Origin of the sequence: Chryseobacterium salviniae (genome assembly GCF_035819015.1) — a bacterium.
Classification (GTDB): Bacteria; Bacteroidota; Bacteroidia; order Flavobacteriales; family Weeksellaceae; genus Chryseobacterium; species Chryseobacterium salviniae.
Genome location: NZ_JAYLAA010000044.1, coordinates 13,806 through 34,999 on the forward strand (window position 1 = coordinate 13,806; position 21,194 = coordinate 34,999).

Here is a 21,194-nt window from a genome sequence, read left to right on the forward strand (position 1 = left end):
CCAAAAGGATGCCGTTTCAATCGGGGCTATGGTCCCGGTTCGTGGTCATTGGGATAAACGAAGCGAAGAAGTAATCTATAGAATATGTTCACAAAGCTTTTATTCCGTAGGAATCCAGGCTTGTTTTAGAAATGGGAATGGCAATTTACATTCTGCTATCATTTGCTGAGTAGAACACCTTAGCGAACAAAAATATTCGAAATTTAATAATTCTTTTTTAGCGATCTTCGTTAAAAAGAAGTTTTTTAGATTGCTGCGTCGCTTCGCTCCTCGCAATGACAATGTCTTGCTCCTCCGGTAGGAAAAAGAAAGCTAACTAAATAAACTCTTAAAGTTTCTCTCATATTTCCCTATTTCTCAAAAAAACACGATATTTGTAAACTTAAAATTGAACTTAAATTTTTCAAATATATCAGATGAAACCTTAAGATTACATCTGGCTTAGAAAAAATAAAAATTATCAGATGAAAATATCAAACAACTGGCTTAAAGACTTTATCAAAACGGAATTGAAAACTGAAAGAATCGGTGAGTTCCTTACAGATATCGGTCTTGAAGTTGAAGGGATAGAAAAATTTGAAAGCATACAAGGCAGCCTGGAAGGAATTGTTGTAGGTAAAGTGGTAACCTGCGAAAAACATCCGAATGCAGACAAACTCAAAAAAACAACGGTAGACGTTGGAAACGGGAAAATCTTGAATATCGTTTGTGGTGCTCCCAACGTGGAGGCCGGACAAACGGTTCCTGTAGCGGTGGTCGGAACAAAAATTTATGACAAATCCGGAAATTTTTTCGAAATTAAAGAAGCCAAAATCAGGGGAGAAGTTTCCCAGGGAATGATCTGTGCCGAAGATGAGCTGGGATTAAGTGATGACCACGGAGGAATTATGGTTTTGGATGAAGAAAAATTTGAAGTCGGAAAAAATTTCGCAGATTATTTTGACATGACCAATGACGAAGTTCTGGAAATCGGCTTAACGCCAAACAGAACCGATGCCATGTCTCACTACGGTGTGGCAAGAGATCTTCATGCGTACCTTTCTACAAACAAGCAAAAATCAGATTTCGAGAAAGTTTCTTCCATCGTGCTGAGCAATGAAGGAACCCACGATTTCAAACTGATCGTAGAAGATGCTGAACTGTGTCCAAGATATATCGGAGCAGTCATTGAAGATGTTAAAGTTGAAGAATCTCCGGCCTGGCTGAAAAACAGGCTGAAAGCGATCGGACTAAGCCCCATCAACAATGTGGTGGATATTACCAATTATATCCTTCACGGTTTCGGTCAGCCGCTTCATGCTTTTGATGCAGATAAAATTGCAGATAAAACCGTAAAAGTAGGAACCGTAAAAGAAGGAACAAAATTCACAACTTTAGATGGTGTGGAAAGAATGTTGAACGGTTCTGAAATCATGATCAAAGACGGAAATGACAACCCGATGTGTATTGCAGGGGTTTTCGGTGGTGCAGAATCAGGTGTTTCAGAGGAAACGAAAACCATTTTCCTGGAAAGTGCTTATTTCAATCCGGTAGCGGTACGAAAAGGTGCAAAATTCCACGGACTGAATACAGATGCATCGTTCAGATTTGAAAGGGGAGTGGACCCTAACATTACCAGAACAGCAATTACCCACGCTATAAAAATGATTCAGGAATTAGCGGAAGGAAAATTAGTAGGCGATTTGCTGGAAGAATATCCCAAGAAAATCGAAGACAATTATGTCATCATCAGATTTTCTAAAATTGAGCAAATTTTAGGAACGAAGATCCACAGGGAAAAGGTAAAAGAAATTTTAAAGGCGCTTGATATTCAGGTTTTAAATGAAATTCAGAACGGGTATGAGATTTCCGTACCTGCTTACAGGGCTGATGTTACGAGAGAAATCGACGTTATTGAAGAAATTTTAAGAATCTACGGTTATAATAAAATCGATGCTCCGCAGAAAATATCCTTTACGCCGGTTAAGCTCAATGCAAAAGACCAGGATGAACTGGAAAACAGCTGGGCAAGAACATTGCAGTCTCTTGGCTTCAATGAAGTGATGAATAATTCATTAACTTCCGTGAAAGATGAAACGAACGCCGTAAAACTCTTAAACCCGTTAAGCAGCGATCTTGCATTCATGAGAAAGTCTTTGCTGGAAGGCCTTTTACAGAATGCGATCTACAATATCAACAGGAAAAATCAGGATATCAAGTTCTTTGAATTTGGGAAAATCTATCATAAAAGAGAAAAATACGAAGAGAGAAAGCAGCTTGCTATTCTTGTTACAGGAAGAGAGGTGAGCGAGAACTGGCTGCAGCCGAAATCTGCAACCAGCTTCTATAATTTAAAAGCGTATGTTAAGGTTTTATTGGAACGATTAGCAATTGATTATAAAGAAACAGCGCTTTCAGATGAAAGGTTTTCCGATGCTTTGGCTTATGAGGTTGACGGTAAAGCTTTGGTGAGAATAGGAAAAGTTTCTGCACAGATGCTTAAAGTTTTTGATATCGAGCAGGAATGTTTCTATGCTGAAATTGAATTAGAACTGGCTCAAAAATTGCGTTCCGGAAATGACCTGAAATTCAAGGATATTCCTAAATTCAACAAAATCCGAAGAGATCTGGCTTTGCTGATTGATAAAAATGTGAATTACGAAGATCTTTATCAGACCGCTAAAAAGAATAAATCTCCATACATTAAAAACATCAATCTGTTTGATGTGTATGAGGGTAAAAATCTTCCGGAAGGTAAAAAATCCTATGCTATGAGCTTTGAGCTCCTGAACGAGGAAAAAACGCTTGAAGAAAAAGAAATTACGGCAGTAATGGATTCGCTGATCAAATCATTCCAGAAAGAATTCAATGCGGAATTGAGAGGGTAATTTTCTTGTTATCAAGTTAAAAAATATTAGGAGCGGGCTTTAGCCCGCTTTTTTTAGCTTAAACAGTTCAAATTGGCTTTAGCCTAAACAAAACACAGAACTTTCAATGTTTTTATAAATAATATAATGATTTTGTACTGCGAAATGCTGCTTTTCGGCGGCAATTCCGACTTTATTTTCTTAAAAAATTTCATTAAAAACAGTTGTTAAAAGAATAATAAAATCAAATCAACACTATTTAAATAATAATATTTCCGTAAATTTGATTTAAATCAAAAAGAAAAAAATGAAAAATCTTTTTTTAAGTTTGTGTACTGCAGTGGTTTTGGTTTCCTGCGGAGCAATGTCTGGTTCTGCTTCAAAAGTTGGTAAGGCGCAGCCTTCACTTTCCGGGACAAAATGGGCTTTGGCCGATAATGTAAAAGGCAAAATCCCTACTCTGAATATTGATGGTGAAAAGATCAACGGAAATACGGGATGCAACAACTATTTCGGGACCGCTAAAGTGGAACCTGCCACAGGTAATTTCTCTGCCGGTCAGATGGGGTCTACCAAAATGGCTTGTGAGAATATGAGCGTAGAAAAAAACTTTATGGATATGATGTCGAAAGCGAATAAATATGTTATCACAGGAAATGTTCTGGAATTATATCAGGACAACCTTCTCCTGCTAAAATTCAACAAAGCGGAATAATAATAAAAAAAGGAACTCGTTTTGAGTTCCTTTTTTTATGTTTGGATTATTTTAATCTTCTTCTTCATCGTCGTATTTAGCCAGCTCTTCATCACACCATTTAAAAGCAGCTTCTACCACTTTTGTAGCTTCGTCTGCCATAGTTTCCTCATCATCGCCTTCAAGATCATCCAGCCATTCCACTTCTTCTTCCTCCACATTCAGGATGAATCTCGGATATTCTGTGTGAACTACGAACAAATCTTCTGGAAATTCCGAATTATCTGCTAATAAAAACTTTGGTAATTTCATTTTTTTAATGTTTTAACTTTAAATCAAAGATAATAAAATTATTGGTATTTGTTCTTGTCTATCTTTATTTTTTGTAAAACTTTATACCTCGTTAATGTGGTTTTGTTTAAAGTGTCTTGCGGTTTAAAACTCAGGGTAATGTTCGGATTTATGGTGCTTATCAATTCGGCTACCTGTATCTTATCAAGATCTTCGGCAGTTTCCAGATAAAATTTTAAAGGCACTTTATCCAATTTTTCAGATTGCAGAAACTGTTTCATTTCTTTCCTGTTTTCAAGGTAATTTCCTTTAGACAGCCAGGTAAAAAGCATTCCTGATGCGATACTTAAAAAACCGATTGCATACACTTTACGGTCAAATATCAAAAACAGTTTTCTAAAGTACACCAACCATACAGGAAAACTAAACGGCGCCATTAAACGGTAATCAATAGGATTTACAGAATAAAAGTATTGTATAAAAAAAGAACAGACAATTCCTGAAACGCTGATGAATATAAAGAAAAATTCAGTTTCGGAAAGTTTATATCTGATAAAAAGCCAGCATATCAAAAGAATGTTTAAAAGACCGATACCATAAATTACATAATTGATGGTTCCGCCTCCCGGATTTGCAATATGAATGAAAGGATTGAAAGTGGTGCATAATCCCTGAAACAACTCAGCCAAAAGCTTTGGTGTAGGATGAAGCCCGATTTCCAGAAATTCATTCACGTAGTTTTCATTAAAATAATCGATGAATAAAAATTTATACAAAACCACGAATATTCCACCAATCAACCCTGAAATGATAAAGGGTTTTGAATATTTTCTTCTGATGAAAATCAATCCGAAAAGCCCGGTTCCGACCATCATGAAAAGCGAACTGTATCGTATATTATAGAGCGCAATGAGTGATAAGGAAAGATAAAAAACAGCTTTTTCTTTTTCCAGTTTTCCTTCAATAATCAATGAACAGGTGTAAAGGAATAACAGTACAAAAGGCAATATCAACGCTTCACTCATCGTGTAGGAATAAATCGATAAAAAGCTGAACAACGCACATAAAACCAAAGCTTCTTTAAAGAAAAAGTTCTTTTTCCAGGCGAAAAAAATAATGAACAGAAAGGCTGAAATGCCTACGATTTTACTGCTCCAGAATTCATCAGTTCCAAAAAATGTAAAAAATTTAATGCTCAAAGGATAACCTAATGGAGTAGTGGTATTGTCAATTGTCGGAAAAACATGGGCAAACCGCATGTAGCGGATAGAATCGGGGTTGGTTCTGCCTTTTTCGTTGAGTAAAAAACGCAAAATGATCATCATTAACGTAATGATGATCATTGCTATCTGAATATTTCGTTCTTTACATTTCATGGACCGTGAAATTAATCAATTTTATAAAGCAAATCAACTAAAATTCACAGTTGGCAATTCAACAATACATTTCTTATTTGGAAAACATTTTTGCCACTCTTTCGGCTTTCTTGCTTTCAGAATAATCGTAGAAACCTTCTCCGGATTTTACGCCAAGCTTTCCGGCCATCACCATATTTACCAATAATGGGTTCGGTGCATATTTAGGATTTTTAAACCCGTCATACATTACATTCAGAATCGCCAGACAAACATCAAGACCGATAAAATCTGCCAATTGGAGTGGTCCCATCGGATGAGCCATTCCTAATTTCATCACCGTATCAATTTCCTCAACTCCGGCAACACCGTTGTATAATGTTTCAATGGATTCGTTAATCATTGGCATTAAGATTCTATTCGCAACAAATCCCGGATAGTCATTGACTTCCACAGGAACTTTTCCTAACGTCTTGCTCATTTCATAGATCGCATCGAAAGTTTCTTTGGAAGTAGAGTAGCCTTTGATGATTTCCACAAGCTTCATGATGGGAACAGGATTCATGAAGTGCATTCCGATTACTTTATCTGCTCTTTTGGTAGCGGCAGCGATTTTAGTAATTGAAATAGAGGAAGTATTGGTTGCCAGAATACAATTTTCCGGTGCAAATTCATCCATCTGTCCGAAAATTTTCAGCTTTAAATCCTGATTTTCCGTAGCTGCTTCTACAATAAGGTCCGCTGAGGTTACCGCATCCTGAAGCGCAGTAAATGTCGTAATATTTCCTAATGTTTCCGCCTTTTGCTCTTCCGTAAGGTTTCCCTTTGCAATTATCCTGTCCAGATTGGTGGTAATGGTTTTCAGCCCTCTGTCCAAAGCTTCCTGAGATACATCTACCAGGTTTACTTTAAAACCGCTTTGTGCAAAAGTGTGTGCAATACCATTTCCCATGGTTCCGGCTCCGATAACGACAATGTTTCTGATCATTTTTCCTTATTTAGTTTATTGTTTGTTCTATTTGATTAGGGTTAAATTTCTTGCATTTGAAAGATCCGCTTTTTTCATAATCTGGGCTTCATCAAAACTCACATCACCATCTCTGTTAGGCTTTTTCATTCTGTTTTGGGCGTCAATTGCTGCTTTAAGACCGTTTACAAACTGTATTTTCTGGGTCTTAGAAAAACCATCGCTTCCGATATACAGATTGAATTCACCTTCTCTTCCCAGTCCGTTTTGCCTGTAAATTTCGAAATTTTTAATTTTATTTTTTGCCCTGAACTTCGTAATATAGTCCATTACGGGTTTATCCGAAGGCGTACCGCAGCAGATACTGTGATAACCTATCACAAGATAATTTTCGTTTTTCTGCGCAAAGAAGAATACGGTGCAGAATAATCCTATTGTTACTAATATTTTTTTCATTTTTAATGGTTTTAAAATTAAGCTTAAATTTTTACTTATTAAAATAATCCCAAACCGACTTTGATATGTCCGAAATCATTTTGCAGTTGACCACATCCGTTTCCGTTGAGTTACTGACAAATACAGCTATTGCATAATGTTTGCCATTCGGTAAAGTAACGATGGCAATTTCATTTTCAGCACCCGTTAAACCGGCATCATTCTTCCCGGAAGATCCCGTTTTTCGTGCTGCAGGCGTGTTTTGCGGAAGCTGCTCAATCAGTTTATTTGTACCGGTGGAAGTGGAAAGCATTACCTTCATTAAATAATCCATAGATTTTTTGGAAAGTAATTTTCCGTCATAAAATTTTTTTAGAACATCTGTTGCGGAAGCTGGAGTACTGTAGTTTTGATATTGTGCATTCCGGTCTTTATGCATTTCTGCTTCGTTGAATTTAATCTGGAAACCTTTCACTCCTTTAGCATCCATAAATTTCTGCACGTTTTGTGTTCCTCCGAGAAGTTTGAGCATAATGTCACAACCATTGTTGTCGCTTTTGGCAACCGTATATTCAAGGATTTCACGTAAAGGAACTTCCACATTTCCCTGCGGATATTTATCGCGGAGTGGAGACCAGGTGTCTTCCAGTAAATTGGTCTTGTCTAAATGAATTTTCTGATCCAAAGACAATTTTCCCTGGTCAACATAATCCAGAACGGCGGCAGCAATATGAAACTTGAAAACACTCTGCATGGGAAGTTTCTTCCCGGCATTTTTACCATATTGAAAGCCATCTTCAAAACCAAGAACAGAAACTCCTACCGTTGCTTTTTTATTTTTGATAATTGAATTGATCTTCTGTTCTAAAGCAGATTGCTGTCCAAAAGCAAATGCCGAAATCAAAATAAATAATAACCCGATTTTTTTCATAATATTTTGTTTGATAGTTTATTTACCGCAAAAGAAGCAAAAGACATTCTAAATCTCTTAGTTTATCAAAAGTTGATAAAATAATAAATCAAAGATTTTATAGCTTACCTGTTCTTTTTAGTTATTTACCAGGAATTTACTTGAAATTGTTTAACAGTAAAGCTAAAAAACTCCATGGAGTTTTATCTGTGTAGAAAATCATATTCTGAAGAAGCTTGCGCTCCGTAGGAACGCTATCTTATACTTTAAAACAGTTTTAAGTAAATCATCGTTTTTGTTTCTTTTGCGTTAAAAAAAATTAAAAATAAATCCCTTTCAGATAACTAAAAGGGATTTGCAATTTAAGGTTTTTTCTTATTTCAACTCGAAATAATTCAGGTTTACCCCATCATTCTCGAAATAGATCCGGATTTTATTGTCTCCTTTTTTAAGGCTGATGCCTTTCACAGAAACGGTTTTCCAGTTTTCATTGCCGCCTGTAGATGGTAATGAAACACTCGATAATTGTTTTCCCGAACTATCTTCAACCCTTATTTTTGCCGGCTTGTTGCTCGCATAATTGATGTCAAAAGTATAGGCTTTATCCGCTTTGGCATTAACAGTATATTGAAGCCATTCTCCGCTTTCCGTTTTTCCGACGTAATACTGATTGTTTTTGGTTTTATAAATATCAACACCGTCGTTTCTCAGCTGATTCCCGGAATTCCATTCGGATCTTTTTGCAGGATCGCTTACCCAAAGATTCACGTAGTCTTTATCAAGATAAGCCGAACCCATTCTTCCCAGGTCGTAATCGGCAGAAAAGATTTTTCCGGGAGCCTGAAGGTTTTTAAAAGGTTTTGTGGAAGCATCGGTTGTCTGTCTGAACATCGCATCAATCACATCATTTTTAATCTCAACATTACTGAATTTGTAATTGTCTGCGATCTGCATCAACGCTTTTCTGGCAAATTCCTTAGAAGGCTTTTCTCCGCCGTTCTGCCAGTAGTCCAGGAGTTTTTGATACTCCGGAGTGATCTTTACGTTGGTAATTCCTGCAATATTGTCAATCTTTTTCATAGGCCAGAATGCGTAGCCAATATTGTGCTTATCCAAAAGCTGAATCAGTTCTGTAAACCATACATTTGAGTTTTCTCCTGTTTCTCCCAGCCAAATTGGGATATTATGCTTTTCACGAAGATCCAATGCAAATTTAATAGTAGCATCATCCGTATAATTCCAGTATTTATGGAAGCTGAAGACCATATTGTTATCCCAAATCGGGGTAAGTCCGTTATAATTATTTCCCCAGCCGTTTCCTTCAAGAATAATGATGTGCTTTTTATCAACCGTTCGGATGGCTTCTGTAATGTCTTTCTGGAGCTTCCAAAGCGGTGCGTTCGACATCTCATCTGTTCCGTTCGGATTTTTCCCGGTGAAATTGATATTCGGTTCATTGATTAAATCGTATCCTCCGATCCACGGCTCATCCTTATATCGTTCTGCTAATTTTTTCCAGAGTGCAATTGTCTTTTTCTGATTTTCCTCACTTTCCCAAAGGGAAGGCTTCGATTTGTCGTTATCGGAAATATTTACATCATTTCCCTGTCCGCCCGGAGCAGCGTGAAGATCCAGGATAAGGTACATTTTATTGTCGGCACACCATTTTAAAAGATCGTCGGTCATTTTAAAGCCTTCTTCCAGCCAGGTATTTTGACCTTTTTTAGGCTCTTTTTCTATAGGTAAAGTGTAGAGAATGTAATGCATCGGAAGCCGTATGGAATTGAATCCTGCTTTTTTCAGAAAATCTATGTCCTGTTTGGTAATACCGTTTTTAAGATACGCTTTATAAAATTCATTCATTCCATCTTCTCCAATCAGTTCGGCAATCTTTTCTTTGATTTTATATTGGGGGCCTGCAAAATCTGCGGTCTTCAGCATATAACCTTCCTGAAGCATCCATCCTCCAAGACCCAGACCTCTCAGTTGTATGTTTTCACCTTTGTCATTAACGATTTTTTGGCCGTTGGTTTTTAAAAGCTGTGATGTCCCAAATTGAGACAATAAAAAAGCGGATAATAGCATGGCTCGTTTCATAGTTGTTTTAAATTAAATATTATGGGATAATTTGTAAGAATGATTATTTGATCATCACAAATATATTTAAATTTATTGAATAACGTCAAATATTGTTGCAATATGAATTGGTGTATCTATAAATGAAAAGAGACCGCTTAAAGTAAGCAGTCTCTTTCCGTATGTATTGTTGTCTGAATTATTTCTTTTTGTAAGCAGCGTCTTTAATTCTCGCTTTTTTACCTCTAAGATCTCTGAAGTAGTAGATTCTTGATCTTCTAACTTTACCTCTTCTGTCAACTTCAATTTTCTGAAGCGCAGGCATGTTGATAGGGAATACTCTTTCTACACCTACATCACCAGACATTTTTCTGATCGTAAACGTTTTTGTAGAACCAGTACCTCTTAATTGGATAACTGTTCCTTTGAAGAACTGGGTTCTTGTTTTCTGACCTTCTTTAATTTCGTAGTAAACAGTGATCGTATCACCCGCTTTGAATTCAGGGAATTCTTTTTTTGTAATGTACTTGTCTTGTACGTACTTTAATAAATCCATTATTAATAAAATAAAATGTTAAGGCTAAGCAACTTACACGGACTTCGTCAGAGGTTGAATAACAGGTTGCAAATATACAAATCTTTTTTCAAATATTCCAAACAGTTTATTATTAAAATACAATGAATTTTTAAGAAAATTCCAGACCCAAAATTAATATTTCCTTGAAATTACCATCAGCTACAGTTTACATGAGTATTCTACTTTTGCCGGGTGATAAAAGATCTCTTACAGCTTTCTCACAATCCATAAAATTTTAAAACATTATACAACCACACTCACATGAAACAACTGCTATTCTTTTTCTGCTTTGCCGTCCAGATGACTTTTGGACAGGCTCTGTACCCTTATTTACAGAATCCTACACCCACTTCGATGATTGTCACCTGGAAGACATCATCAAATAACGAAACAACCGTTTTTTACGGAACAAATCCAGCCAGTCTTAATGTAACCTTTACCGGAACCACTAATATTTTTTCGGATACGGGATACAACAACAATTATTATTACCACACAGCCAAGATTACCAATCTCCAGCCCAACACAAAATATTATTATAAAATTAAAACAGGAAACAGCGAATCGGCAGTTTATAATTTCAGGACATTGCCATTACCGGGGCAGGCTGCTACCGCTAATGGAAAAATACGTTTCCTGATTATGGGAGACAACCAGATCAAAGCGGAACCAAGATACGATACGCTTACCTTGAATGCTTACAAAAAGCTGAAAGAAAAGTTTGGCACAACTTCAGATCCTTCTGATAATATTGCGTTGACTTTCATGGTTGGGGATCAGGTGGACGTAGGAACGCTGGATCATTATGAAAATGTTCACTTTAAAAAGAATATCAATTTATCTCCATATCTGCCCATACAGACAACTGTGGGAAATCATGAAACCTACGGAACGCTTGGAATGAATTCGTACTACGCCCACTTTTATATTGATGAAATAAAATACAAAAATATTTCCTCCGGAAATGAAAATTATTACGCCCAACAGGCAGGAAATGTTTTATTCATCAGTTTAAGCTCAGAACATACAGGGTCGGCCCAGATGATGTGGCTGCAACAGATTCTTAACGAAGCCAATAATGATTCTACTGTAGACTGGATCATTTCTTTAAGCCACAGACCGTATCAGGCAGAACAATATGTAGGAGATATTTCAACCTGGGTTAGAAACAGTGCTGTTCCTCTTTTAACGACTTCTTCGAAATACTTAATGCATGTCGGAGCGCATCACCACCTTTATCACAGAGGACAGCTGAAAAATACCCCGAATTATCAGATTATTTCAGGGGGTACGGCATGGGATCAGTATTGGGGAATGTCTACCGAACAGGATTTTGATGATGTTCAGAAAACCTTGACAGACTGGACGTATCAGATTGTGGAAGTAGATGTGAATACAGGAAAAGTAGATATTGAATCCTATTCAATCGGAGGGATTTATCATAAAAAATACAATGAGCTGATTGATACATTCCACCGGTACAAAAATCAGCCTAAACCTGCAAAACCTTCCATTTCAAATATATTTACCGCACCGGTTACCTTGCCGATAACCTTAAACGGAAGTGCATTTTCAAGTTCAAATGGAGAACTACTGAATACCACTCAGTTTCTCATTAGTAAAGCTGCCGATTTTTCTATCATTGAAAAAGAATTTTACAGAGATTACGAAAACTGGTTCGGAAAAGACGGAAACGGAACTCCCGATATCACTAAAAATCTGAATGCAGGTGTAGATATTACCAAAGCAACCATCGCTGCAAACTCCATTACCAACGGAAACTATTACGTAAAAGTGCGTTACAGGGACCGAAATATGGAATGGAGCGACTGGAGCGACATAAAGGAATTTACCGTAACCGGAAGTGTGGTTTCTAATCCTACGTTTACTTTAAACAAAACCGAATATCTTCAAAATGAAGCAATTATTGCTAATTTTACAGACAGCCCGGGAAATAGCCAGGATTGGGTGGGAATTTATAAAAAAGGCCAGAATCCTTCTGCCGTGACTTCCCAGGCGTATGTATATACCAATGGACAAACATCCGGAACGGCCTCTTTTCCGAACGGAATTGCCACCAAAGGCCAGTATTTTGCAGCCTTTTTTGCTAATAATGGTTATACTGAAATTACCCCGAGAAAAAACTTTTACGTAGGACCGAAAGTAGTACTTTCAACAACAGCCGATGTATATCCTGTCGGTGGAACAGTAACCGTTAATTTCTCCAACGGTCCGAATTTAGTTAAAGACTGGGTAGGAATTTATAAAATGGGACATACCCCTGGTAATATAAATTCCACCCAATGGAGCTACGTAACTACGGCTTCAGGAACGCTCAACTTTACAGGTCTTGCGAAAGGGTATTATTATGCACAGTATTTCCTGGAAGACGGCTACACGACAGTAGGAGAAAAAGTTTTCTTTAAAGTTGGAGATATTGTAACCGAACTCTGGACAAACAAGCCTGTGTATACATTAGGGGAAAACATTACCGCTTCATGGACGGATTCCCCGGGAATCATTAAAGACTGGCTGGGAATTTATCCTCAAAGTGTTGCAGTTCCGGATGATAATTTCATTTCCTACACGTATTTCGACGGAGTAACTCAGGGTACAAAAACCATCCAGGGAACAGCAGTTCCTGCAACGCCCGGAAATTATTATATGGTGATGTTTACCAACGATTCTTATACCGAAGTTTCAAACAGAGTTCAGTTTCAGGTAACGGGTCCAACATTGGGAACTGAAGAAACAAAAAGTACTGAGAAAAACGTAATTTTATATCCAAATCCCACAAAACCGGGAGAACCTACTTTTATAAAAAGTGATTATCCTATCGAAAAGATTGAGCTGCTTTCAGCAAACGGAGACCTTCTGTATGAATCAAAAAACGTCAACAACCAACGTTTTTCTTTAGTAAATGAAAACCTTCCGAAAGGTGTTTATTTCGTGAAAGTTCATACCAGAAAATTATTTACTTTAAAACTGATCATTCAGTAAAGAGTCCCGAAGGGATGACCTAAACCAGCATTGGATGCAAATCCAATGAATAAAAATATAAATTCCAAAAAAAATCGGCAAAAATTTTAATTTTTGCCGATTTTATATTTATTCATCAGTAGATTTTAATGCCCATGCAATCAAGGGAGCCTGCATAAAAAGCCGAGCAAATCGCTGGTTATCAGTATTCAACCCGAAAGAATCTCTCCTGTTTTTATATTGGGCAATATTTCCGGGAAGTACCGCAGCAAAAAAGCCCGCTACAATTTTCCCCATTGTTTTCCTATACTTTTTGGGTGTGACAATTACCGCTGTTCCCAATGCGATTTCCGCAATTCCGGAATAAACAACGGTGTCATCTTTATCCAGAGGAACCCATTCAGGAACCTGAGCCTGGAATTCTTTCCTTGCGAATGTAAGATGTCCAATTCCGGCTGTTATAAGAAATGCACCGAGGGCAATTCTTGAAATGTTCTTCGTTTCCATAATACTATATTTAATTGATAAGGTGTAACACAGTTTAACCAAAATTCAGACCATGATAATGATGCTTATGGGTAATCTGGTACAAGAAAAGCTTAAATGAAGACCCATTATTCTGAAATATGAGAAAAAGTATTAAATTTAAGCCAACAGAAAAATCTAATGTTTCATGATAGATAAAAGAGTAAAAAATGCAAAGGAAGCCATCGAGGGAATTAAAGACGGAATGACGTTAATGTTAGGCGGATTCGGACTTTGCGGAATTCCTGAAAACTCAATTAATGCTTTGGTAGAGAGTGATGTAAAAGACTTAACCTGTATCTCGAACAACGCAGGAGTAGATGATTTCGGGTTGGGATTACTGCTTCACAAAAGACAGATCAAAAAAATGATTTCGTCTTATGTAGGAGAAAATGCAGAATTTGAAAGACAGATGCTTTCGGGAGAATTAGAAGTGGAGCTGACTCCTCAGGGAACTTTGGCGGAAAAATGCAGAGCGGCGCAGGCGGGAATTCCGGCTTTTTACACTCCGGCAGGTTTCGGAACTGAAGTAGCGGAAGGAAAAGAAGTAAAAGATTTCAAAGGAAAACCGCACATTCTGGAACATGCTTATGAAGCAGATTTTTCAATTGTAAAAGCATGGAAAGGCGATCATGCAGGAAACCTTATTTTTAAAGGATCTGCAAGAAATTTCAACCATCCGATGGCCGGTGCAGGAAAAATTACGATTGCAGAAGTAGAGGAATTGGTAGAGCCGGGAGAATTGGATCCCAACCAGATTCACATTCCGGGAATCATGATCCAGAGAATTTTTCAGGGCGAGAAATTCGAAAAAAGAATCGAGCAGAGAACCATTAGAAAAAGAGATTAATTATAAGAAAATTATAAACGGTTATAATTTGTTCATGCATATTGCTCAATAATGATACGGCTTATTTCAATCATTGCTTTTCTGTTCATGTTTTCCTGTAAAGAAAACAAGATGGTAAAATATAAGAAAGTGGAAACTTCATTAAACGGCATAAAAAAGGAATCTCAACATCAAATCAAAGAATTTGCAACTTTAGAATTTCGGAGATCATACGTTGGGCACGAGAATTTATCCGATAGACAGCTTAAAGAATTATACAATTTAAATCCGACTTTGCTGATTGAAAGTACTACAGAAATGGTAAGCAATTTAAATCGAGCCGGATTAATGGATAAGCAGGATTTAGTTATTTCAAAATTTGAGAATAAAAAAGTAAAGAAATCATTTTTAGATAAAGAAAACAAATTAGAAATAAATTTTGACTATTATCCGAATCATAATTCTGAAATAAAAATTGTAGTAAAAGATCAGACAAAAAAGATTTATAAAACAATTGAGTTATCAGTAAGCTATCTTATTGGAGTCATTTTAAAAGATATTGATGGAGATAATTTAAAAGAAATTCTGATTGTAAAAGTAGGATATGTAGTGAACGGAGATAATTTTGATCTACAAATTTTAAAATATCAGTAAAGACTTCGTTCAATTTTCATAAAGAACGAGCTGAAGTAATACTCTGGATTACAAAATAATACCCCGAAATCAACATTCGGGGTAGTTTATTTTAGTTATAAAAGCCTAATTGTCATTCTGAACAAAGTGAAGAATCTCACAATCATATAAACTTCCATCATCCAGTTTCCAAATTCCATTTCATCTACACCAAAGTTTTTCTCTCCCCGATCTGCTGCCTCCACATCGCATAATACAGGCCTTTTTCCTCAATAAGATTGAGGTGAGAACCCATTTCTATAATCTGTCCGCGTTCCAGAACGAAAATTCTGTCGGCGTGCATGATGGTACTAAGTCTGTGGGCGATAAGAACCGTTATTTGTTCTTTTTCCTTAGAGATTTCTTTAATAGTTGTGGTGATTTCTTCCTCCGTAATGCTGTCTAATGCAGAAGTGGCTTCGTCAAAAATTAAAAGATGAGGTTTTCTCAGCAAGGCTCTGGCTATCGCAATTCTCTGTTTTTCGCCACCGCTTAATTTTAATCCGCCTTCACCAATAACCGTTTCTATTCCGTTTTCGGCACGTTCCAGAAGAGCCGTACAGCTGGATTTTTTCAATGCTATTTGCAGATCTTCATCTGTTGCGGAAGGATTTACGAACAAAAGGTTTTCCTTAATTGTTCCCGCAAAAAGCTGGGTGTCTTGCGTCACAAATCCGATCTGGTTTCTCAGTTCATCAAAATCAAACTCTTTTCCGTCAATCTTATTATACAATATAGAACCTTCCAGAGGTCTGTACAATCCCACCAGAAGTTTCACCAATGTACTTTTTCCTGAACCGCTTGGTCCTACGAAAGCAATCGTTTCCCCGTTTTTTACTTTGAATGAAATGGAATTCAGTGCTTTATAATGAGCAGTCTGATGCTGGAAAGAAACATTTTGAAATTCAAGCTCTTCAATAGCCCCGATTTTTTTCGGAGTTAAAGGCTTAGGCTCAACTTCTTTTTTCATTACCCTGTCAAAATTGTTCAGAGAAGCCTGCGCTTCACGGTAGGAAATAATGATATTCCCTATTTCCTGCATCGGCCCGAAAATAAAGAACCCGTAAAACATCAATGATAAATACTGTCCCGGTGTCACAATATTTTTAAAAATCAACAACAATAAAGTAAAAGTAATCGTTTGCTGTAAAAAATTAACCAGCGTTCCTTGTACAAAGCTCAGAGAGCGGATGCTTTTTACTTTTCGGAGTTCAAGATTCAGGATTTTGTACGTATTGTTATTGAGACGTTCAACTTCCTGGCTGGTAAGTCCCAAACTTTTTACGATCTCAATATTCCTCAGGCTTTCTGTAGTGCTTCCCGCAAGATTGGTGGTTTCTGTTACAATATTTTTTTGGATGGTCTTGATTCTTTTGCTTAGTAAATTGGTTACCACTGCAATAAGGATGATTCCCACCACGTAAACCGGCATAATCGACCAGTGAAGGCGGAGAGCATACACAGAAACAAAGATAATGCTCACTATAATTCCGAAGAATACATTAATAAAATTATTGATGAATTTCACGGTATCTTCACGCACTTTCGTTAAAATAGAAAGAGTCTCACCACTTCTCTGATCTTCAAATTCCTGAAAAGGAAGCCGCATCGAGTGTTTCAGCCCGTCGGTAAAAATTTTTGCGCCAAACTTCTGAATAATAACACTCACCACATAATCCTGGAAAGCTTTGGCTATCCGGCTTACCATGGCGGTGCCGATTAGCAGGCCTAAAAAGTAGAAAACACCATGATAAATATCAGTTCCGTACAGATATTCGTTGATCGTTCTCGGGAGCGTTTTCTCTTTATCGAAAAAATTGGGGTGCGTTACGAGTTTGTCTAATATATTTCCGGTAATAGCGGGTGCAAATAGAGAAAAAACCTGATTTACAGAGGCTAAAAACAATGAAATAATAATCAGCCATTTGTAAGGTTTAAGATAATGTAATAAAATTTTCATCGGTAAAATTAAAAGCGTACAAATTTACAACAAATTGAGATTCAAAATTTATCATAGGATAAGAAAGAAAGGTATTTTGTAATTCCGTAAAAATGGCTAATTTGGCGGGATAAGATTACGCTATGCTAACGAAAGAACAAATTGCACAAAGAATTTCCAGAGAAGTAAAAGACAGATACTACGTAAACCTCGGAATAGGGATTCCTACCCTGGTGGCCAATTATGTTCCGGAAAATCTTAATGTAGAATTCCAGAGTGAAAACGGTGTGTTGGGAATGGGGCCGTTTCCATACGAAGGCGAAGAAGATGCTGACATCATCAATGCCGGAAAACAAACCATCACTATTTTAAAAGGTGGCTCATTCTTCGATTCTGCATTCAGTTTCGGAATGATCAGAAGCAAAAAAGTTGACCTTACCATTCTCGGCGCGATGGAAGTTTCGGAGAACGGAGATATTGCCAACTGGAAAATCCCCGGAAAAATGGTAAAAGGAATGGGCGGAGCAATGGATCTTGTAGCTTCGGCAGAAAATATTATCGTTGCGATGATGCACGTAAACAAAGCCGGAGAAAGTAAAATTTTGAAGAAATGTACACTTCCTTTAACGGGAGTAAACTGTGTTAAAAGAGTCGTAACCGAATTGGCGGTGCTGGATGTAACGCCTTCTGGTTTCAAGCTTATTGAAAGGGCTCCGGGAGTTTCCGTAGAGCATATCATTAAATCTACAGAAGCTGATTTAATCATTGAAGGAGAAATTCCTGAAATGCAATTCTGATAAAGCAAAAACCTTGTCGCCGACAAGGTTTTTTATTTGAAAATATTTAACGTTTAATATTCAAAAGCTCCAAGTCTTGAACTTTTGTTTCTTTTGTTTCAACACAAAAGAAATTTATTTTCCATCCTGTGCTCCAAAAACCTTCTGCAAAACACTGGTGGTTCTCATTGCGGGAGTATTGCGGATTCCGCTTTCTTTTTCTGCGACCATTTTGAAAACTCCGTTAATGGTTTCTGTGGTTACATATTCATTAAGATCGGTGCTTATGGATTCTCCTGTAAAAGTATTATATTTAGAGATAATGCTGCTCCACACTTTATCCGCACCTACTTTTCCCAATGAAGCTTTTACTTTTGGCTGAAACGCTGTAAACAACTGCGATTGAGTTTTGGCCTGTAAATAGTTGGTTGCTGCATTATTATTTCCCAGTAGAATATTTCTGGCATCTGTAATCGTCATGGAAGTAATCGCTTTCGTAAAGATTGGTGCAGCTTCCGTTACAGCATCTTCTGCAGCTCTGTTCAATAATTTTACACCCTGATCTGCAAGACTTCCCAAACCGATAGATCTCAACGTAGTATCAATTTTCCTCAATTTCTCAGGCATCAGGATTTTTACGGCTTCATTTTTTAAAAATCCATCGGTGGTGCCTAGCTTTTTTACACCCTCGTTGACACCAAGAGTTAAAGCTTCCTTTAAGCCGGAAGAAATCTGCGTTGAGCTAAGACTTCCTAAATTAACGGGGGATTGGTTGGTTGTTGATTTTGAAGGTTTGGTATTTCCTTTTGAAGATTTAGGATTTTTAAGATCAATTCCTGTTTGATCTTTTACTGTAGATGTTATAATATCTGAAATTTGTGCTTGTGCGGAAACAGAGAATAAAAGTCCGCCAACTAATACAATTGTTTTTTTCATCATTTATTTTTGTGAAATTAGATATTTTAAAATTTAATAAGTTAAATCAGCCACTAAGATTTTCAGAAAATAAGTATATTCGCCTAAATCTAAAATCATAAAATGTATCGATTCTTACTGATATTTTCTGTATTGTTTCCAACTCTTTTTTTTGGACAAAACAAATTGAATTTGATTCCTTATCCTCAAAAGGTTGAATTAAAAACAGGGGATTTCGAAATAAGCGAGAATACACTTTTCGTGGGAGACAAAAAATCTAATGAATACAAATATTTTGTTGATAATTTTAAAAAAATCTATCCAAAAAATTCATCTAAAAACATAAAAAAAGCAAAACCAAATTTTATTTCGCTACTGTTAAATAAAGATTTAAAAATTGATAATAAACGAGAGTTTAATTCAAATTACATTATAAATATCAGCAACGAAATGATTATGGTTATTGGAAAGAACCCTGAAGGTCTTTTTCAAGGCACTCAAACTCTTTTACAATTAATAAAAAATTCAGAAGACGGAAAAATTCCCGCTCTCGAAATCCAGGATTCCCCAAAATTTCAATGGCGCGGAATGCACCTTGATGTTTCCAGACATTTTTTCACCGTTGAAGAAGTGAAACAGTATATTGATTATCTTGCCATGTACAAACTAAATACGTTTCACTGGCATTTAACCGACGACCAGGGCTGGAGAATTGAAATTAAAAAATATCCGAAATTAACGCAGATCGGTTCAAAACGTAAAGAATCAATGATCGGAGCGTATGTTGACAATACCTTCGACGGAAAACCTTACGGACCTTATTTCTATACGCAGGATCAGATTAAAGAAGTCGTAAAATATGCTCAGGAAAGACATATTACCGTAGTTCCCGAAATTGAAATGCCGGGCCACGCTTTAGCTGCACTTTCTGCGTATCCCAATTTAGCCTGTACAAAAGGGCCTTTTGAACCAGCCACAAAATGGGGCGTTTTTGATGATGTCTTCTGCCCGAAAGAGGAAACTTTTACCTTTTTAGAAAACGTTTTAGATGAAGTAATCGCACTTTTTCCTTCGCAATACATTCACATCGGAGGTGATGAATGCCCGAAGACCAGATGGAAAGAATGCCCTCATTGTCAGGAATTAATCAAAAAAAATAACCTGAAAGATGAACATGGCCTGCAAAGCTATTTTATCCAACGAATTGAAAAATATGTAAACTCAAAAGGCAGAAAAATTATCGGCTGGGACGAAATTCTGGAAGGCGGACTGGCCCCGAATGCCGCAGTAATGAGCTGGACAGGAATTAAAGGTGGTGTGGAAGCTGCCAAATCCGGTCATTTTGCCGTCATGACTCCCGGTTCTTACTGTTATTTCGACCATTATCAGGGAGATCCGGCAACTGAGCCCAATGCTTTCGGAGGATTTACCCCTTTAGATAAAGTGTATTCTTACAATCCAATTCCGGAAGAACTGAATGCACAACAGTCAAAATATATTTTAGGCGTTCAGGCAAATTTATGGACAGAATATATTCTTGATTTTAAGCAGGTTCAATACATGATTTTCCCAAGATTATTCGCTCTTTCTGAAGTTGGTTGGGGAACATCTGATCTCAACAATTATAAAGAATTTGAAGGAAGAGTAATTCATGAGTTTAAAAATCTTGACAAGTTAGGTATTAATTATGCCAAAAGCATTTACAATGTTTCAGGGAAAGTAATTCCTTCTGAAAATCATGTAGCTTATCAACTTTCAACCTCACAAAATCCGGATGGGATACGATATACAGTGGACGGAAAAGATCCTTCAGTAAACTCTGAGAACTATAAAAATCCTATTCCGGTTTCAAAATCAATGACGGTAAAATCTGCCTATTTCGAAAACGGACAACTAAAAAGTGCCCTATCTTCACAAACTTTCACCATATCCAAAACAACAGGTAAAAAAATTACTTTGTCAGAACAGCCAAACGAAAATTATTCTTTCGGAGGTGCTTTCACTTTAGTTGACGGAATTATCGGGAATCAAAAGCAGTTAGGAAAAACCTGGCTCGGATTTCAGGGAAAAGATGTGGTGGCAACCATTGATTTCTCACAGAAAACTCAGTTTTCGGAAATTTATTTCAATACTTTAGATAACAGAGGAAGCTGGATTCATTTCGCAAAATCAGCCCAGATTTTTATTTCTGACAACGGAACGGATTTTAAGCTCATCAAAAAAATCGGAAAGGAAGAAATCCTTTCAGCAAAAGGAAAAATCAGGTTGAATATTGGGAATCAGAGTGCAAAATATGTAAAAGTCAGAATTGAGAACGCAGGAATTATTCCGGCTGGAAATCCCGGTGCAGATTCTAAAGCATGGCTTTTTGTTGACGAAATCGGAGCAAACTAAATAAATAAAGGTTC

17 protein-coding genes are annotated in these 21,194 nt (G+C 36.9%); 7 read left to right on the forward strand and 10 right to left on the reverse strand.

What is annotated here, in order from left to right:
* Nucleotides 1–464: 464 nt before the first annotated feature.
* Nucleotides 465–2,867, forward strand: coding sequence for a phenylalanine--tRNA ligase subunit beta (gene pheT / locus SOP96_RS13655; RefSeq protein ID WP_326321487.1), 2,403 nt, complete (start codon nucleotides 465–467; stop codon nucleotides 2,865–2,867).
* 286 nt (nucleotides 2,868–3,153) lie between these two features.
* Entirely contained in the window at nucleotides 3,154–3,561 is a 408-nt protein-coding gene (locus SOP96_RS13660) for an META domain-containing protein (protein WP_326321488.1), read from the forward strand.
* Between the two features lie 51 nt (nucleotides 3,562–3,612).
* On the opposite strand, the gene SOP96_RS13665 is transcribed toward SOP96_RS13660, so the two are convergent.
* The 7 genes from SOP96_RS13665 to rplS all read right to left on the reverse strand — a co-directional run bounded on the left by SOP96_RS13665 (nucleotide 3,613) and on the right by rplS (nucleotide 10,130).
* A complete protein-coding gene (locus tag SOP96_RS13665) occupies nucleotides 3,613–3,852 on the reverse strand; it encodes a hypothetical protein (protein ID WP_089790842.1) in 240 nt (79 codons plus the stop codon).
* A gap of 38 nt (nucleotides 3,853–3,890) precedes the next feature.
* Nucleotides 3,891–5,207: a hypothetical protein gene (locus tag SOP96_RS13670; protein ID WP_326321489.1), complete on the reverse strand. Its 1,317-nt coding sequence runs from the start codon at nucleotides 5,205–5,207 to the stop codon at nucleotides 3,891–3,893.
* A 73-nt stretch (nucleotides 5,208–5,280) separates the two neighbouring features.
* Complete coding sequence (locus tag SOP96_RS13675) at nucleotides 5,281–6,171, reverse strand: 3-hydroxybutyryl-CoA dehydrogenase (RefSeq protein ID WP_326321621.1); 891 nt, start codon at nucleotides 6,169–6,171, stop codon at nucleotides 5,281–5,283.
* Nucleotides 6,172–6,201: 30 nt separating this feature from the next.
* Nucleotides 6,202–6,609 (reverse strand): hypothetical protein, encoded by a 408-nt coding sequence (locus tag SOP96_RS13680; protein WP_326321490.1) that lies wholly within the window; start codon nucleotides 6,607–6,609, stop codon nucleotides 6,202–6,204.
* Between the two features lie 31 nt (nucleotides 6,610–6,640).
* Nucleotides 6,641–7,519, reverse strand: a complete 879-nt coding sequence (gene bla-A, locus SOP96_RS13685; protein WP_326321491.1) for a CGA/CIA family class A beta-lactamase — start codon at nucleotides 7,517–7,519, stop codon at nucleotides 6,641–6,643.
* 354 nt (nucleotides 7,520–7,873) lie between these two features.
* Nucleotides 7,874–9,595, reverse strand: a complete 1,722-nt coding sequence (locus tag SOP96_RS13690; protein WP_326321492.1) for a cellulase family glycosylhydrolase — start codon at nucleotides 9,593–9,595, stop codon at nucleotides 7,874–7,876.
* A 178-nt stretch (nucleotides 9,596–9,773) separates the two neighbouring features.
* Complete coding sequence (gene rplS, locus SOP96_RS13695) at nucleotides 9,774–10,130, reverse strand: 50S ribosomal protein L19 (RefSeq protein WP_007846341.1); 357 nt, start codon at nucleotides 10,128–10,130, stop codon at nucleotides 9,774–9,776.
* Between the two features lie 282 nt (nucleotides 10,131–10,412).
* Between rplS and SOP96_RS13700 the strand changes: the two genes are divergently transcribed.
* On the forward strand, nucleotides 10,413–13,151 hold the full coding sequence (locus SOP96_RS13700) for a fibronectin type III domain-containing protein (protein ID WP_326321493.1): 2,739 nt from the start codon (nucleotides 10,413–10,415) through the stop codon (nucleotides 13,149–13,151).
* Nucleotides 13,152–13,259: 108 nt separating this feature from the next.
* Here the strand turns inward: SOP96_RS13700 and SOP96_RS13705 are convergent, their stop codons facing one another.
* A complete protein-coding gene (locus tag SOP96_RS13705; RefSeq protein WP_326321494.1) occupies nucleotides 13,260–13,637 on the reverse strand; it encodes a DoxX family protein in 378 nt (125 codons plus the stop codon).
* 166 nt (nucleotides 13,638–13,803) lie between these two features.
* On the opposite strand from SOP96_RS13705, the gene SOP96_RS13710 reads away from it, so the two are divergent.
* Both SOP96_RS13710 and SOP96_RS13715 read left to right on the forward strand, forming a co-directional pair.
* Nucleotides 13,804–14,505 carry a CoA transferase subunit A gene (locus SOP96_RS13710; protein WP_326321495.1) on the forward strand — a complete coding sequence of 234 codons (702 nt, stop codon included), beginning with the start codon at nucleotides 13,804–13,806 and terminating at the stop codon, nucleotides 14,503–14,505.
* 129 nt (nucleotides 14,506–14,634) lie between these two features.
* Nucleotides 14,635–15,138: a hypothetical protein gene (locus SOP96_RS13715; RefSeq protein ID WP_326321496.1), complete on the forward strand. Its 504-nt coding sequence runs from the start codon at nucleotides 14,635–14,637 to the stop codon at nucleotides 15,136–15,138.
* 184 nt (nucleotides 15,139–15,322) lie between these two features.
* On the opposite strand, the gene SOP96_RS13720 is transcribed toward SOP96_RS13715, so the two are convergent.
* Nucleotides 15,323–17,116 carry an ABC transporter ATP-binding protein gene (locus tag SOP96_RS13720; protein ID WP_326321497.1) on the reverse strand — a complete coding sequence of 598 codons (1,794 nt, stop codon included), beginning with the start codon at nucleotides 17,114–17,116 and terminating at the stop codon, nucleotides 15,323–15,325.
* A 122-nt stretch (nucleotides 17,117–17,238) separates the two neighbouring features.
* On the opposite strand from SOP96_RS13720, the gene SOP96_RS13725 reads away from it, so the two are divergent.
* Nucleotides 17,239–17,892 carry a CoA transferase subunit B gene (locus SOP96_RS13725; protein ID WP_326321498.1) on the forward strand — a complete coding sequence of 218 codons (654 nt, stop codon included), beginning with the start codon at nucleotides 17,239–17,241 and terminating at the stop codon, nucleotides 17,890–17,892.
* A gap of 114 nt (nucleotides 17,893–18,006) precedes the next feature.
* On the opposite strand, the gene SOP96_RS13730 is transcribed toward SOP96_RS13725, so the two are convergent.
* On the reverse strand, nucleotides 18,007–18,810 hold the full coding sequence (locus SOP96_RS13730; protein ID WP_326321499.1) for a DUF4197 domain-containing protein: 804 nt from the start codon (nucleotides 18,808–18,810) through the stop codon (nucleotides 18,007–18,009).
* 99 nt (nucleotides 18,811–18,909) lie between these two features.
* Between SOP96_RS13730 and SOP96_RS13735 the strand changes: the two genes are divergently transcribed.
* Nucleotides 18,910–21,180 (forward strand): family 20 glycosylhydrolase, encoded by a 2,271-nt coding sequence (locus SOP96_RS13735; protein ID WP_326321500.1) that lies wholly within the window; start codon nucleotides 18,910–18,912, stop codon nucleotides 21,178–21,180.
* Nucleotides 21,181–21,194 lie beyond the last annotated feature (14 nt).